The sequence below is a fragment of the Arthrobacter sp. KNU40 genome (assembly GCF_051515115.1).
Taxonomy (GTDB): Bacteria; Actinomycetota; Actinomycetes; order Actinomycetales; family Micrococcaceae; genus Arthrobacter.
On sequence record NZ_CP195850.1, the window covers coordinates 4,868,838 to 4,882,164 of the forward strand.

Sequence of the window (13,327 nt, forward strand, 5' to 3'; positions counted from 1 at the left end):
ACTAGAGCTCGGATGTTAGAGCCAGAGCACGGAGGAATACATGAACATGAAATTCGCCCGGCTGGGCACTGCCGGAAATGAAAAGCCGGTTGTCATCGCCCAAGACGCCAACGGCACCGAAAAATCCTTCAGCATTGACCCGCTGACGAAGGACATCAATGGAGAGTTCCTCGCCACGGACGGCATTGCACGCACCCGGGATGCCCTTGCGGCCGGGAATCTGCCCGAGATGTCGGCCGAAGGCCTCCGGATCGGTTCACCCATCGCCCGGCCGGGGAACGTCGTCTGCATCGGCCTCAACTACACCGCGCACGCGGCCGAATCCGGTGCCACGCCCCCGGAATCACCGGTGGTGTTCCTGAAGCCAAGCAACACGGTCAGTGGTCCGTTCGACGCCGCGCCCATTCCGCCGTCGTCGGAAAAGTACGACTGGGAGGTGGAACTCGGCATCGTGATCGGCCGCGAAGCGTCATACCTTTCCAGCACGGACGAGGCTGCCGACTGCATCGCGGGCTACGTCGTCGCCAACGACCTCTCCGAGCGCGACTACCAGCTGCCTGGCGCCGCAGGCCAGTGGACCAAAGGCAAGTCGCTTCCGCAGTCCACACCCCTCGGCCCCTGGTTGGTTCCCGCCGATGAGCTCGACGCCGGACACCTCGCGTTGCGCACGTGGGTCAACGGCGAGATCCGCCAATCGTCGGACACTTCAGACATGATCTTCGATGCTCTTACCGTGGTCCACCACCTCAGCCAGTACATGGTCCTGGAGCCCGGCGACGTCATTCTCACCGGCACTCCGGAAGGGGTGGCGCTCTCCGGCCGCTTCCCCTACATCCAACCCGGCGACGTGGTGGAGCTCGAGGTAGAAGGGCTCGGCCGCCAGCGGCAAGAGTTCTATCGGGCCCGCTCCGGTTCGCTTGCAGCAGTAGGCACCGACAAGGCAACGCGGTGAGCACCGAGTTCGAGGGGCTCGTAGCTCTGGTCACCGGAGGGGCGTCGGGTATCGGTGCGGCTATCGCTGACCGACTCGCCGACGGCGGGGCGCAGGTCGCTGTGCTCGACCTCAACCCCTCCGGGACCCCGCATTTCGGCGTCGAATGCAACGTGGCCGACGACGCTTCGGTGCGCGTCGCCGTCGCCGCCGTCGTCAGGAAGTTCGGCCGGCTCGACGTGGTGGTCAACAACGCAGGGATCGGCGCCCAAGGGGATGTTTCAGCGAACGACGACGACGAATGGCACCGCGTGCTGGACATCAACGTGGTGGGCATCGCCCGCGTCAGCCGTGCGGCCCTGCCGTACCTGCGCGAATCGCCCGCGGCCGCGATCGTCAACACATGCTCCATCGCCGCGACCGCCGGTCTGCCGCAAAGGGCCTTGTATTCGGCGTCGAAGGGCGCTGTTTTGTCCCTCACGCTGGCCATGGCGGCCGACCACGTCCGCGAAGGGATCCGCGTCAACTGCGTCAACCCGGGCACGGTGGACACCCCGTGGGTGGGCAGGCTCCTCGAATCCTCCGCCGATCCCGCCGCCGAGCGCGCCGCGCTCAACGCCCGCCAGCCACACGGCCGCCTGGTGGAAGCAGCCGAGGTAGCGGGCGCCGTCGCCTACCTCGCGAGCCCGCTGTCCGGCTCGACGTCGGGTACGTCCCTGGCGATCGACGGCGGCATGCAGGGGCTGCGGTTGCGCCCGGTGGGGTAGGCACGTAACGCAACGCCCGCGCAACCTCTCCCCGCCACTGATTCGCCTATGCTCAACACCAGGCAATCGATGGCGATCCACCAAGGAGCAGGGCATGAGCAATTGGCGCATCAGGGACTTCCACTCGTCGGACATGGACGGCATCCTGCACCTGTGGGAGTCGCTCAAAGCGGACAACGTGGACCCGGTCTATGCACTCTCCGAGGTCCTCGCGTCATGCGAGAAGGACCACGCCGTGGTGGCGGTGCAGGGCGAGCAGGTGGTGGGTGCCGCCGTCGGACGCGCGGCCCATGACCAGGGCTGGATCGTCTTCCTGGCCACGCTGCCCGAGTTCCGTGGCCGGGGGATCGGCACCTCGCTGCTGGCCGCCGTCGAGAACCGGATGACCCCGCACGGGCTCAACAAGCTCTCGGCCCTCATGCCGGAGTCCGAAACCCGCGTTGAAGCGTTCCTGGGCCGCGGCTTCCTGCTCAAGCAAAACCTGCACTACTTCGAACGGACCATCCCGGTACAGCGTCAGGAGCTCGAGCCGTTGAGCCAGCTTGGCGGCCGCATCCTTGCCCGGGACCTGTGGGAAAACGTCGCCGGCATGCGCCGCGAAAAGGAGCTGCTGGAACGCCGCCTGGTCCTTCCCCTGGCGGAGGCCGACCTCGCCGATCAGTTCGGCGTGGTGCCACCGCGCGCCGTCGTTCTCTTCGGCCCTCCCGGGACCGGCAAGACGACGTTCGCCAAGGCGATCGCGTCCCGGCTCGAGTGGCCCTTCGTGGAGGTCTTCCCCTCGCGGCTGGCCTCCGATCCCAAGGGCCTTGCCGGCGCCCTGCGCGAGACGTTCCTGGAAATCGCCGAACTGGAGCACGCGGTCGTGTTCATCGACGAAGTGGAGGAGATCGCGTCGCAGCGCTCCGGCGAGCCGCCGTCCCCCCTCCAGGGCGTCACTAACGAACTCCTCAAGATCATCCCGGCCTTCCGCGAACAGCCCGGCCGCCTCCTGGTTTGCGCCACCAACTTCATCCGCGCCCTTGACACCGCCTTCCTGCGCCACGGCCGCTTCGACTACGTCATCCCCATCGGCCTGCCCGACGTCCACGCCCGCGAAGCCATGTGGCAGCGCTTCATCCCGGCCAGCGTGGTGGACTCGGTGGATGTGGCCTTGTTGGTGTCGCGGACAGAAGGCTTCTCCCCTGCCGACATCGAGTACGCGGCACGCAGCGCCTCCCAGCGCGCTTTGGAAAAAGCCGTGTACGACGACGGCGCCTCCGCAGGGGGCCCCGCACCGGCGTCGAACGCCCGCAAGGGACCGGTCACCCAGGACTATCTCGACGCCATCGCCGACACCCGCACCACCGTGAGCGACGAAGTCCACCAGGACTTCCTCGAAGACATCGACTCTCTCGCCCGGGTTTAGAGCAACGCGGGGTCACTTACGGCCCATGTTGGGGCCCCGGATGGGCGCTAAGTGACCCCGCGTTGGAGAAGGAGGAACCGTGAACCTGTTTCTGACCATCCTGAGCGGTGTCGCCTGGACGACGGTCTACATTTGCGCGATCCGGATCGGGTTTCGCGACAAGACATATGCCATCCCGGCGGCGGCGCTTGGTCTGAACTTCGCGTGGGAGGTCATCTACTCGGTGCATTCGCTCAGCACGAGGCTCTCCGTGCAGGGCGTCATCAACATTGCCTGGGCGTTGGCCGACGTCGCGATTGTGTACACGTTCTTCGCGTTCGGCAGGCGGGAACTTCCCGGATTTGTCACACGGCCGCTGTTCATCGGATGGGCGGTCCTGCTGGGCCTGGCATCGTTCGCCGTGCAATGGCTTTTCATCACCGAATTCGATTGGGATCCCGCGTCCCGGTACGCGGCTTTCCTGCAGAATCTCCTCATGTCCGGCCTGTTCATTGCCATGTTCGCTGCCCGACGCAGCCTGCGGGGCCAATCCCTGGTGATCGCTGTAGCAAAGTGGATCGGAACCCTCGCGCCAACGATCACCTTTGGGGTCCTCGAGAGTTCACTGTTCATTCTGGGCATTGGCGTCCTGTGCGGCGTCTTCGACCTGACGTACATCGGGCTGCTGTTGTGGGCCAAGAGGAACCCGGGTGCTCTCTCCAAGGATCGGGACTCGGGGGGCCTCCCGGCGGTACCCTGAACCATGTCCATCAATCCATTGCGCCATGCACTTTCGCGCATGGGCGGGCGCGATCCCCAGGAGCTGAATCGCACCGCCACACCCTTGGAACTTTTCTTTGACCTGACATTTGTCATCGCCTTCGGGGTGGCCGGCAGCCAGTTCGCGCATGAGCTGGCCGAGGCCCATTTCGGCTCCGGTTTGATGGGCTTCACTTTCGCGATGTTCGCCGTCATGTGGGCCTGGATCAATTTTTCGTGGTTTGCCAGCGCCTACGACACTGACGACTGGGTCTTCCGGGTTGTCACCATGGTTCAGATGGTGGGTGTGCTCATCCTTGCCATGGGCATCGAGCCGATGTTCCAATCGCTCGACGAGGGGCACCGCGTGGACAACTCCACCATGGTGCTGGGTTACATCATCATGCGGTTGGCGTTGGTTTTTCAGTGGCTACGCGCCGCAAAGCAGGATCCGGAGCGCCGCAGCGCTTGCCTCACCTACGCGAAGTTCCTGGTGGTGGCGCAGCTCGGCTGGGTGGTGGTGCTGATTGTCCAAGCCGACATCCTGACGAATTTCCTCATGGCTGCCCCGCTCTTCCTGCTGGAAATGGCGACACCGACCATCGCCGAGCGCAAAGCCAAGACGCCTTGGCACGCGCACCACATCGCGGAACGCTACGGACTCTTGGCCATTATTGCCCTGGGCGAGTGCCTGATCGGTGCCATCGAATCCCTTCGGGCGATCGTGGCCCTTCACGGCTGGTCCGTTGACGCCGCCCTCGTGGGTCTCGGCGGTACCGGGCTGGCCTTTGGAATGTGGTGGATCTACTTCATCCTCCCGTCCGGCCACGCCCTGCATCACCAGCGGCACCGGGCATTCGCTTTCGGATACGGTCACATGTTCATCTTCGGGTCGATCGCCGCTACTGGTGGCGGACTTCATGTGGCCGCCCTCTTCATCGATCATTCGGCCCACATCAGCGCCACCGTTGTAGTAGCCACCATCGCCATCCCGGTGGCACTGTTCAAGGTAGCCCTGAGCTCGCTGTACGGCTACCTGCTAGGTTTCGACCGCGCGCTCCTCGGGGTCACGGCCCTCGTGGTCGTGCTGATTTGCGGCAGTGTGGGCTTGGCTGCCCTGGACGTCTCTGTTCCTGTCTGCATGATGGTGATCGTGGCGGCCTTGGCTATCTCGATCGTGATCGACGAACGGCGCGGGGCCGCACGCCGGGAGGCAGCGCTGGAAAGGCTGAGGGAACGTCCGGCCACCTAGGCGAATTCCTGGGTCCGGGCCCCAAATCGCTGTACCGGAACGCAACGAACGGCCCGCACCCACGATGTCGACCGGTCTTGGGAGATCAGCGAGAGCGTGCCGGAGACATCGCTCCGCTGGAACGGGGACAAGAGTCATTGGCGTCCGTTAGCGCACCTCATACATCAGCGTCAAGTGTTTTGCTTCTGTTGAGTGGTGGACACGCGAAATTGAGTACTCGAAAGCCGTGAATTGAGTGGTAATCGGGATGCGGATTGAGTATTGAGGCGCATATCCGTGGCCAATAATTAGCAGGGTTCCGATCTTAGAATTTCACAATAAAGTCCTCTGACCTGTTTATTAAAAGATCTTGCTTAATTTGCCTTTCTTGCATAATTTGATCGTGAAGTACTTGCCTAAACGTGCACCCGCCCGATATCACTCGCACGAGGACAGCGTGAATCTAGAATCAAGAACCTTGAAGAGGGTCAGCACAGTTCGCGCCGCCACAATGCGGAAGTCGTTGCCAGCACGGTCAACGGCGGTGACTCAGACCGGGGGATTGACGAGGTTATCGGTCGCCGGGGCCGAAACTCACGTGTCCGGGTCCCCTGTTGTAGCGGAATCCAATCTCATAACGTGAGTAAATAACACCCCTGGCATACTCGAATTTGATTTCCTCGGCGAACTCTTCCGCTTCGTCTTGAGATGCGAAGACGCCAAGCACGGCATTGAAGGATTCCTCTTCATCATGTTGGACGATCCACACCGCAGCCATGCTGACACGGTACCCGAAAACTTGAGCGCTTTGGCCTTCCTAATAAGACTCGATGGTCTTCCGCGGGCCACCTTTCGCACAACAAATAGCAAGGGGACGCAATGAATAAAATATCCGCACTTGCCACGTCAGCCCTATTGCTGGTCTCGTTGTTCACAGCAGGGCCATCAAAGGCAACTGAAAACTCGCCAAAGGCGCCGGACGCACCGGCCAACGCTCCGGCATATGATCCAAACATCCCGGCCCCGAAACCTGGCGATCTGACCTGGGCCGAGGCGGCATCACTCGGGCAGAGCTCGGAGACCTTCACGGAAGAGACGCCCAAGAACAAGACGTCCAAGGAAGCCGTATGGCATCCTTGACCCAGACATCTCCTGAGGTAGTGTGCGCGGACCTTCGCGAAACGACATTCAGGATGTTCGTCCGCAGCACCGGGACGTTCCCGACCAGGGCATTGGGATCAGCCAGCGCTTGGGAGGAAGGGGTTAACTTGAGGTGTGGGACGAACTAATCCGTAAGTCCCAGGAGCAAAACAGCCACACGTCAACAGGCAGCCGTCTCGCGCCTGGGCCCAGCATCAGACGGAGCCGTCCACCTAGGCGAACTCGTGGGTCTGGGCCCCAAATCGCTGTACCGGAACGCAGCGAACGGCCCGCACCTACGACGTCGACGTCGGCACACCGGCACGAACGTACCGATTCCCGGCCGCCAACCCTTGATTCGCCTCCCAGGGAGGCGGAAAATGGTTAAACCGGCACGAACGTACCGAACGCGCGCAACGCGCATGCCCACAAAAGGCTCGGAAGGATGGACATGTCCCCCAAGGAATTCACTGAGTCACTCGGGGCCAAGGTCCGTGCCCGCCGAGCCTCCCTCAGCCTCAGCCAGTCCGACCTCGCAGACCTCGCAGGAGTCTCGGAACGGTTCGTCCGCTTCGTTGAGCAGGGGAAGACCACCGTCCAATTGGAACCACTCCTCGCGGTCCTCGGCACACTGGGCCTCGAGCTCAATGTCCAAGCCGCGGGCAGCCAATCCAGCCAGTCATGACATTCCACCGCATCGCCGACGTCTACAAGCAGGGCATCCTGGCTGCGCGGATCGAGCGGCATGAAGGCGGCACCAAGTTCAGCTACCTGCCGCGGTACCTCGAATCGGGCGGCCCGGCCGTCGCCACAACGCTCCCGCTGACGCGCGAAGCAGTGTTCACCCCGAGCGGCGCGGTTCCGCCCTACTTCACGGGCCTCCTCCCGGAAGGCCGCCGCCTGAATTCACTGCGCCGGGCGGTCAAAGCCAGCGCCGACGACGAGCTCGCGCTCCTCATGGGCGCGGGCGGGGACGCCGTGGGCGATGTCCAGACGGTTCCCCACGGCGAGCCGCCCACGGAAGGAGGCTCCGCCGTCGTGCTCGATTCGAAACTGCCCCTCGACTTCGACGCGCTGCTCGGCGATTCAGGCCTCATCGATCCTGTGGCACTGGCGGGGGTGCAGGACAAGTTGTCGGCCGGGATGATTTCGCTCCCGGTGGCGCAAGCGGGCAAGCGCTTCATCCTCAAACTCAACGCACCCGAGTTCCCGTTCGTGGTGGAAAACGAATTCCTCATGTTCCGCTATGCGCGCAAGCTCCGGATCCCAGTGAGTAGCGTTCAGTTGGTGCACGACGTCGGCGGGCGGGCCGGGCTGCTCGTCGAGCGTTTCGATCGCCTCACCGGAGCCGACGGCACCCCCGTGCGTCTCGCCGTCGAGGACGGAGCCCAAGTGCTGGGCCTCTACCCCGCGGACAAGTACAGCGTGCCGTTCGGCGAGGTATGCGCAGCTTTGGCGGCGCACTGTTCCGCGCCTCTCCCGGCCTTGCGGAACCTCGCCATCCAGCTGGCTTTCGCCTGGCTCAGCGGCAACGGCGACCTCCACGCCAAGAACGTGTCAATAGTTCAGTCAAAGGCAGGGGTTCAGTCGCCGCAGGGCGAATACACCATCGCTCCGGTCTACGACATCCCCTCCACCGTGGTCTACGGGGACAAGACGCTCGCGCTGGGCATCGGCGGCAAGAAGAGCGGAATCTCCCGGAAGCACTTCCTTGCCTGGGCCGGCAAGCTCGGGCTCACGGAGCGCGCGGCGGAAGGAGTTTTGGGACTCGCGCTCAAGGCCTCAGGCCCGCTCATCGTAGAGCTCGACGCCGGCGCCTCACCTTTCGGGCCGCTGCAGACGAGGGACTGGGTCAAGGAGCTCAAGCATCGGCGAAGGTTGATGGGCGGGTAGATTTCTATGCACCAGCCGCCAAAACGGAACCAGGCTATCGCTTACTGACTACCCGTTAACAGGAACCCCATCCTGACATAAAGTGAGGGCACCAAACGGTATCTGCGCAGGCCGCAGACCAGCGGAGCGCGGAATCAGCATTTCCATTCGTACACAAAAGGGAGACCCTCATGTTGCTTTGGATAGCCATCATTATCGCTGTTCTCTGGCTTCTCGGTTTTATCGGCAATATCGGCGGCGGGTTCATTCACCTGCTTTTGGTCATCGCCGTGATCGTCCTGATCTTCCACTTCCTCCGCGGAAGATCCCGCGCGTAAGTACCGGGCGTTCGATCCTAGGTTCGCTCGCATGGCGACGCTAGGCTCGCTCTCAGAGGCGAGATGGGCTCGCCGCGAGCCAAGGGATTGAACGTATGGCACAGCAGGCCGGACACCAATCGACATCCACTGCGGGCACTCTTCCGCATTCACGCTCTTATCTGAGACCTACACGGTTGCTCTCTCAAAGCGAGCGGGAAAAGCTCCATCCATCGGTCCTGGCGGAGGCTGAGCGCCGGGCAGCAAGCATTCAGCTTCGAGTCGCGGATGCAATCACGGCCTTCGCCGGATCGATGAACTTCGTCTACCTGCACATATTGCTTTTCGCCGTGTGGATGCTCGTGTTCGAGCAGAGTCCGTGGCCGACATTGACGCTGATCGTCTCGCTCGAAGCGATCTTCCTCTCGACCTTCGTCATGATCGGACAGAACCGTCAGGCGGCTTTCCAACAGGTGAAGGCGGACCATGACTACAACGCTCAGGAGCATCTGCTCGAAGAGAACACCGACCTCACGCGTGCGATTCATGAGCTCACCGCGCAGATCCACCAGCGGGTCTTGGCGGAAGTCACCGCATCCACTAGCCGGGAGGCGGCGGCCGCAGCCAACCCGATGCAGGATGACCCGACGAAACCCTAGCCAGGCGGGACCTGCCGAGTCGAACCGCTAGTCGGCCAATCGGTCCATCTCGGACAGCAGATCCGGGTTGATGCGCTGCAGGACCAGGTGGATTTCGCCTCGTGGCACCGCCTTGTAAAGCACTTCACGGGCGTCTGCGTAGCGCCTGGTGGGTGCCTTGTCCGGCCATTTCTCGGTGAGCGCCCGCACGCGCTCCGGCACGGAGTTGTGGGCGTTGCAGGCGATCTTGACCAACGTGGCGTCATGGTCCTGTGCGATATGCAGGACGACGGCTTCATCGTTGTCCGAGTCGTCCTGGAATCGGCGCGTCACTCGTTCGATGATGCCCACGGCACGCTCGGAAACACCCATGTCGAGCAGCGCCTGCTTGGTAATAGGTGTGTCCTTGGCGATGTCGTGCAGGTAGCCCGCGATCCGGATGTCGTCGTCGAAATCGGCGAGCGCATCCCCCACCGCCAGCACGTGCTCGCGGTACGGCCGCTTCAGCTTGTCCTTCTGGCGGTTGTGCGCCACTTCGGCAAGGACCATGGCTGTTTCAACGGTGAATCTCGGTTCGGTCATGGCTTCATCCTACTGAGCCAGTTCGGCGACCGCCTTCCGCACGGCGGCGCTCAGTTCGAGGTTGCGGCATCCCGCTCCACCCGGCTCGGCCTGCTGGGGCACGTACCCGAAGGCGAGTTCATACACGGGGTCAGCGAACCCCAAAGATGCGCTGGCGCCGTCGTGCCCGAATGCACGGTAGCTGCCGTATGGCGAGCGGGCGTGCGACTTCATGAACACGGTCCCAAAGCAGCTGGTCTCGCCGAACACGCGGTCGATGCCGAAGACCTGCTCGGCCGAGACAGCCTGGATGGTCTCTTCGCTCAGGAGGGGCGCGACGGCGGGACGGTCGCCGTCGGGGGCAAGTCCGGTGAGTGCCGCAGCGTAGACGCGGGCCATGCCTTCGGCGCTGGCGACTCCGGCGGCTGAACTCAGGCCGGCTGCGCGGACCTCCCGGATGTTGGGCAGGTCAAGGATGTCCCCGACGGCGGAGTTTGCCGAAATGCCGAAATGGCTCGCGGGATCAATCCACGGCTGGGAAGGGTCCTCGGTCCAACGGAGGGTGGCATAGCGGGGCTCCTCGGACTCAGGCAGTCCCAGGAAGAAGTGTGCGCCCGTGACCGAGCGGATGCGCTGCTCGTAGATTTCCTGGAGGGTTGACCCGGTGATCCTGCGGCAAAGCTCCTCCATGAAGACGCCGATGGTCAGGGCGTGATACCCGAAGGCGGCCCCGGGCTTCCAGAGCGGCCGCATCTGCGCGAGTTTGGCGGCGGCCAGCTCGGAGTTGTTGTATTCCGTCAGGGTAAGTCCACCTTCGACTCCCAGAAGGCCGGCCTGATGGGACAGCAGCTGGGCCACGGTGATCGTGGCCTTTCCTTCGGCGCCGAATTCCGGCCAGTACTTGACCACTTCGGCGTCGAGGTCCAGGAAGCCGTCCTGGACCAGGAGTGCGATGACCAGCCCTGATACTCCCTTGGAGCAGGAGAAAACGCCGGTTACGGAATCCGGGCGGCGGTACGGCCCGCCGCTGATGTCCAATACCTTGACGCCGCGGTGGTAGGCCGCGAGCTGGGCCGAATATTCCGGGTCCTCATTGAGGAATCGGCCAAAGAGTTCGGCGACTGATTCGAATCCAGGGGCAATCGTCTGTGCATCCACCCGGACAGCCTAATCCCTTCTGCCCCCTAACCTCGCTACGCTCAGCCAGGGAACCCGGCAAAATGGGCCCACCTTCTGCCCCCTAACCTCGCTACGCTCAGCCAGGGAACCCGGCAAAATGGGCCCACCTTCTGCCCCCTAACCTCGCTACGCTCAGCCAGGGAACCCGGCAAAGTGGGCCCAGCCGCGAGTGTCCATGGTCACCACGATCTTGCCCTTGGCGCGTCCCTGCTCCAACGCGGCGAAAGCGTCGCCGATCTTTTCGAGCGGATAGCTGCTGTCCACCACGGGTTGCAGCTTCCCGTCGGAAACCAGGCGTGCCAGGAATTTCAAGTCCTCGCCGCTGGGGTGCATGAAAAGGTAGCGGTACCGGACTTTGGCTTCACGGGCGCGGCTCCGGATTCCGAGGCTGATTGCCCAGAACAGCGCGGTCATCCAGGCCGGGGCCGCAAGGTCCTTCAGGGCCGTCTGCGGTTCGGGCATCCCGGCGATGCTGACCACTTTCGAGCCCGGCTTGAGGATCTTGAACGTCTGGTCCAACGTCTCCCCGCCTACGAGGTCGAGCGCGGCGTCGAAGCCGCTGAGCACTTCCGCCAGGTTTTCCTTCGTGTAGTCGACGACGGCGTCCGCCCCAAGCCGCCGGACCAACTCTTCTCCGCGGGGAGACGCAGTGGTGGTCACTTCGGCGCCAAAGTATTTGGCCAGTTGGATGGCGAGGGTTCCCACTCCGCCCGCGCCTCCGGAGATGAACAGCTTGGTCCCGGGCTTGACCTTGAGTTCGTCGCGCAGTGCCTGCAACGCGGTGAGGCCCGCCAAGGGGAGGCTCGCGGCCTCGATGTAGCTGAGCGACCTTGGCATGAGCGCCACGAGATCCTCGTGGACGGCGGCGTGCTCGGCAAAGGCTCCCAGCAGGGTCTTGTCCACGCGGGCAAACACCCGGTCTCCCGTCGCGAAGCGGCTGACGCCCGGCCCTACGGCTTCGACGATCCCTGCCAGTTCGCTTCCGGCCACCAAGGGAAGTCTTGGCCTGGTGATCACCCGGACTGCACCTTCGCGCTGCTTGTAGTCCACGGGATTGAGCCCCGCGGCAAACACCCTGACCAGGACCTCGCCCGGACCGGCAATCGGCCTGGGGACGTCCTGCAGCTCCATTGCGTCGGCGCCGCCGTAGCGGGTCAGCACATAGGCGAGCACTTAGGCCCCTTTCCGGAGGGTTGATTGCTGAATGCCATTCCATATCCATGGCCCGCGTGGCAATCGGGCCGGATCAAATCTATCCAAAGCTTCGCCAAGCGGCGCTCCCGGCAAGCCGAGCGATTCCAGGATCACGTCCCGCACCTCCCCGGCAGAGAGCCCGACGGCGGCAAGGGCGCCGAGCGTTACTGCACCGTCGCGCTTGGCCAGGCGGGCGCCGTCGCGATTCAGTACCAAGGGGACATGGGCGTATTCCGGAACGGCAATGCCCAACAAGGAGGCCAAATAGGCCTGGCGGGGTGTGGAGGACAGGAGGTCGTCTCCGCGGACCACTTGGTCCACGCCCTGTTCCGCATCATCCACCACGACGGCCAAATTGTAGGCAGTGACGCCGTCGTTCCGTCGGAGCACAAAGTCGTCCACGACGCCCGTGTATGGCCCATGCAGCCCGTCCTCCACAGTCCATTCATGAGTCTCGGCGCGGAGCCGGATGGCGGCCGGGCGGGAGGCCCGCCGGATCTCAAGCTCCGCCGTGGAAAGGTTCCTGCACGTGCCCGGGTAGGCGCCTTGAGGCGCGTGCGGGGCGGACGGCGCGTCCTGGATCTCACGCCGCGTGCAGAAGCATTCATACGTCATCCCAGCGTCGGTGAGCTGCTCGATCGCGTCGTTGTACAGCCCGGCACGGTCCGTCTGGCGAACGACGGCGCCGTCCCACGTCACGCCGATGGCTTCCAAGTCGCGGAGTTGGACTTCCTCAGCGCCGGCCCGCGCACGGTCGAGATCCTCCACACGCAGCAGGAAGCTCCGGCCCGTGGAACGCGCGAAGAGCCACGCGAGCATGGCTGTGCGCAGATTGCCCACGTGAAGCTCGCCGGAGGGGCTCGGAGCGAAGCGGCCAGCGGAAGTCATGGCACAAGACTATGCGGCGCCGGGCGCGCCTGCAGGATGCAAGCACGGGTGCGGGCCGCTGGGGAGAATTGGGTACCTTTAGTTTCCAACGAGAGGACCAACATTGAGCTCAGCTCGAGTCAAGGCGACGGTTTCCTTCTGGAAAGCCGAAGAAGGCTGGGGGGAACTTATTCTTCCCGACGGGAAGAAATGCTTCGGACATTTCTCGGTCATCGAGCAATCAGGCGGATACAGATCCCTCAATGCAGGCGATCTGGTGGAGGTCGAATGGACCGCCGCCTCCCAAGATGAATACGACTTTGTCGCGGTGTTGATTCAGCCTCTTTGAGAGCACAACCCGAGCAGCACAAGAGCCCCTCAGCTACCGCAACGAGTTCGGTGGCTCAGGGGCTCTTATGGTGGTGCCGGCGCTGGGCCGGAGGGTGCGGAAAGACGATGCGTGAACAAGAGTCAATCAGCGGCTGCG

16 protein-coding genes are annotated in these 13,327 nt (G+C 63.6%); 11 read left to right on the top strand and 5 right to left on the bottom strand.

Features of this window, described 5'->3' with window-relative positions; translation table 11 throughout:
• Nucleotides 1-40: 40 nt before the first annotated feature.
• The 5 genes from ACSKT0_RS22670 (at nucleotide 41) to ACSKT0_RS22690 (ending at nucleotide 5,093) form a co-directional block, all read left to right on the top strand.
• Nucleotides 41-952, top strand: a complete 912-nt coding sequence (locus ACSKT0_RS22670; protein WP_437771726.1) for a fumarylacetoacetate hydrolase family protein — start codon at nucleotides 41-43, stop codon at nucleotides 950-952.
• Entirely contained in the window at nucleotides 949-1,698 is a 750-nt protein-coding gene (locus ACSKT0_RS22675; protein ID WP_437771727.1) for an SDR family NAD(P)-dependent oxidoreductase, read from the top strand. Before ACSKT0_RS22670 ends, ACSKT0_RS22675 begins: the two co-directional genes overlap by 4 nt.
• Before the next feature lie 94 nt (nucleotides 1,699-1,792).
• On the top strand, nucleotides 1,793-3,103 hold the full coding sequence (locus ACSKT0_RS22680; protein ID WP_437771728.1) for an ATP-binding protein: 1,311 nt from the start codon (nucleotides 1,793-1,795) through the stop codon (nucleotides 3,101-3,103).
• A gap of 79 nt (nucleotides 3,104-3,182) precedes the next feature.
• Nucleotides 3,183-3,842 carry a transmembrane-type terpene cyclase gene (locus ACSKT0_RS22685; RefSeq protein ID WP_437771729.1) on the top strand — a complete coding sequence of 220 codons (660 nt, stop codon included), beginning with the start codon at nucleotides 3,183-3,185 and terminating at the stop codon, nucleotides 3,840-3,842.
• 3 nt (nucleotides 3,843-3,845) lie between these two features.
• Nucleotides 3,846-5,093: a low temperature requirement protein A gene (locus tag ACSKT0_RS22690; RefSeq protein ID WP_437771730.1), complete on the top strand. Its 1,248-nt coding sequence runs from the start codon at nucleotides 3,846-3,848 to the stop codon at nucleotides 5,091-5,093.
• Between the two features lie 550 nt (nucleotides 5,094-5,643).
• On the opposite strand, the gene ACSKT0_RS22695 is transcribed toward ACSKT0_RS22690, so the two are convergent.
• Nucleotides 5,644-5,850 carry a DUF7336 domain-containing protein gene (locus tag ACSKT0_RS22695; RefSeq protein ID WP_437771731.1) on the bottom strand — a complete coding sequence of 69 codons (207 nt, stop codon included), beginning with the start codon at nucleotides 5,848-5,850 and terminating at the stop codon, nucleotides 5,644-5,646.
• A gap of 101 nt (nucleotides 5,851-5,951) precedes the next feature.
• Between ACSKT0_RS22695 and ACSKT0_RS22700 the strand changes: the two genes are divergently transcribed.
• The 5 genes from ACSKT0_RS22700 (at nucleotide 5,952) to ACSKT0_RS22720 (ending at nucleotide 9,060) form a co-directional block, all read left to right on the top strand.
• Nucleotides 5,952-6,212, top strand: a complete 261-nt coding sequence (locus ACSKT0_RS22700; RefSeq protein ID WP_437771732.1) for a hypothetical protein — start codon at nucleotides 5,952-5,954, stop codon at nucleotides 6,210-6,212.
• Between the two features lie 451 nt (nucleotides 6,213-6,663).
• Nucleotides 6,664-6,897: a helix-turn-helix transcriptional regulator gene (locus ACSKT0_RS22705; protein WP_437771733.1), complete on the top strand. Its 234-nt coding sequence runs from the start codon at nucleotides 6,664-6,666 to the stop codon at nucleotides 6,895-6,897.
• Nucleotides 6,894-8,105, top strand: a complete 1,212-nt coding sequence (locus ACSKT0_RS22710) for a type II toxin-antitoxin system HipA family toxin (protein ID WP_437771734.1) — start codon at nucleotides 6,894-6,896, stop codon at nucleotides 8,103-8,105. Before ACSKT0_RS22705 ends, ACSKT0_RS22710 begins: the two co-directional genes overlap by 4 nt.
• 170 nt (nucleotides 8,106-8,275) lie before the next feature.
• The gene (locus ACSKT0_RS22715) at nucleotides 8,276-8,422 is read left to right on the top strand and encodes a lmo0937 family membrane protein (RefSeq protein ID WP_113990647.1); all 147 of its coding nucleotides are present in this window, start codon (nucleotides 8,276-8,278) and stop codon (nucleotides 8,420-8,422) included.
• A gap of 176 nt (nucleotides 8,423-8,598) precedes the next feature.
• A complete protein-coding gene (locus ACSKT0_RS22720; RefSeq protein ID WP_437771735.1) occupies nucleotides 8,599-9,060 on the top strand; it encodes a DUF1003 domain-containing protein in 462 nt (153 codons plus the stop codon).
• Nucleotides 9,061-9,087: 27 nt separating this feature from the next.
• On the opposite strand, the gene ACSKT0_RS22725 is transcribed toward ACSKT0_RS22720, so the two are convergent.
• The 4 genes from ACSKT0_RS22725 to gluQRS all read right to left on the bottom strand — a co-directional run bounded on the left by ACSKT0_RS22725 (nucleotide 9,088) and on the right by gluQRS (nucleotide 12,861).
• On the bottom strand, nucleotides 9,088-9,621 hold the full coding sequence (locus ACSKT0_RS22725) for an HD domain-containing protein (protein WP_437771736.1): 534 nt from the start codon (nucleotides 9,619-9,621) through the stop codon (nucleotides 9,088-9,090).
• 9 nt (nucleotides 9,622-9,630) lie between these two features.
• On the bottom strand, nucleotides 9,631-10,758 hold the full coding sequence (locus ACSKT0_RS22730) for a serine hydrolase domain-containing protein (RefSeq protein WP_437771737.1): 1,128 nt from the start codon (nucleotides 10,756-10,758) through the stop codon (nucleotides 9,631-9,633).
• A 153-nt stretch (nucleotides 10,759-10,911) separates the two neighbouring features.
• The gene (locus ACSKT0_RS22735) at nucleotides 10,912-11,952 is read right to left on the bottom strand and encodes an NADP-dependent oxidoreductase (protein WP_437771738.1); all 1,041 of its coding nucleotides are present in this window, start codon (nucleotides 11,950-11,952) and stop codon (nucleotides 10,912-10,914) included.
• A complete protein-coding gene (gene gluQRS / locus ACSKT0_RS22740; RefSeq protein WP_437771739.1) occupies nucleotides 11,953-12,861 on the bottom strand; it encodes a tRNA glutamyl-Q(34) synthetase GluQRS in 909 nt (302 codons plus the stop codon).
• Between the two features lie 103 nt (nucleotides 12,862-12,964).
• On the opposite strand from gluQRS, the gene ACSKT0_RS22745 reads away from it, so the two are divergent.
• On the top strand, nucleotides 12,965-13,189 hold the full coding sequence (locus tag ACSKT0_RS22745; protein WP_437771740.1) for a hypothetical protein: 225 nt from the start codon (nucleotides 12,965-12,967) through the stop codon (nucleotides 13,187-13,189).
• Nucleotides 13,190-13,327: the final 138 nt, after the last annotated feature.

What these genes read in the sequence shown, in the direction of transcription:
- ACSKT0_RS22705 (WP_437771733.1), top strand. Translation starts at nt 6,664, where the DNA reads ATGTCCCCCAAGGAATTCACTGAGTCACTCGGGGCCAAGGTCCGTGCC.
- ACSKT0_RS22710 (WP_437771734.1), top strand. Translation starts at nt 6,894, where the DNA reads ATGACATTCCACCGCATCGCCGACGTCTACAAGCAGGGCATCCTGGCT.
- ACSKT0_RS22690 (WP_437771730.1), top strand. Translation starts at nt 3,846, where the DNA reads ATGTCCATCAATCCATTGCGCCATGCACTTTCGCGCATGGGCGGGCGC.
- ACSKT0_RS22715 (WP_113990647.1), top strand. Translation starts at nt 8,276, where the DNA reads ATGTTGCTTTGGATAGCCATCATTATCGCTGTTCTCTGGCTTCTCGGT.
- ACSKT0_RS22700 (WP_437771732.1), top strand. Translation starts at nt 5,952, where the DNA reads ATGAATAAAATATCCGCACTTGCCACGTCAGCCCTATTGCTGGTCTCG.
- ACSKT0_RS22695 (WP_437771731.1), bottom strand. Translation starts at nt 5,850, where the DNA reads ATGGCTGCGGTGTGGATCGTCCAACATGATGAAGAGGAATCCTTCAAT.
- ACSKT0_RS22680 (WP_437771728.1), top strand. Translation starts at nt 1,793, where the DNA reads ATGAGCAATTGGCGCATCAGGGACTTCCACTCGTCGGACATGGACGGC.
- ACSKT0_RS22670 (WP_437771726.1), top strand. Translation starts at nt 41, where the DNA reads ATGAACATGAAATTCGCCCGGCTGGGCACTGCCGGAAATGAAAAGCCG.
- ACSKT0_RS22725 (WP_437771736.1), bottom strand. Translation starts at nt 9,621, where the DNA reads ATGACCGAACCGAGATTCACCGTTGAAACAGCCATGGTCCTTGCCGAA.
- gluQRS (WP_437771739.1), bottom strand. Translation starts at nt 12,861, where the DNA reads ATGACTTCCGCTGGCCGCTTCGCTCCGAGCCCCTCCGGCGAGCTTCAC.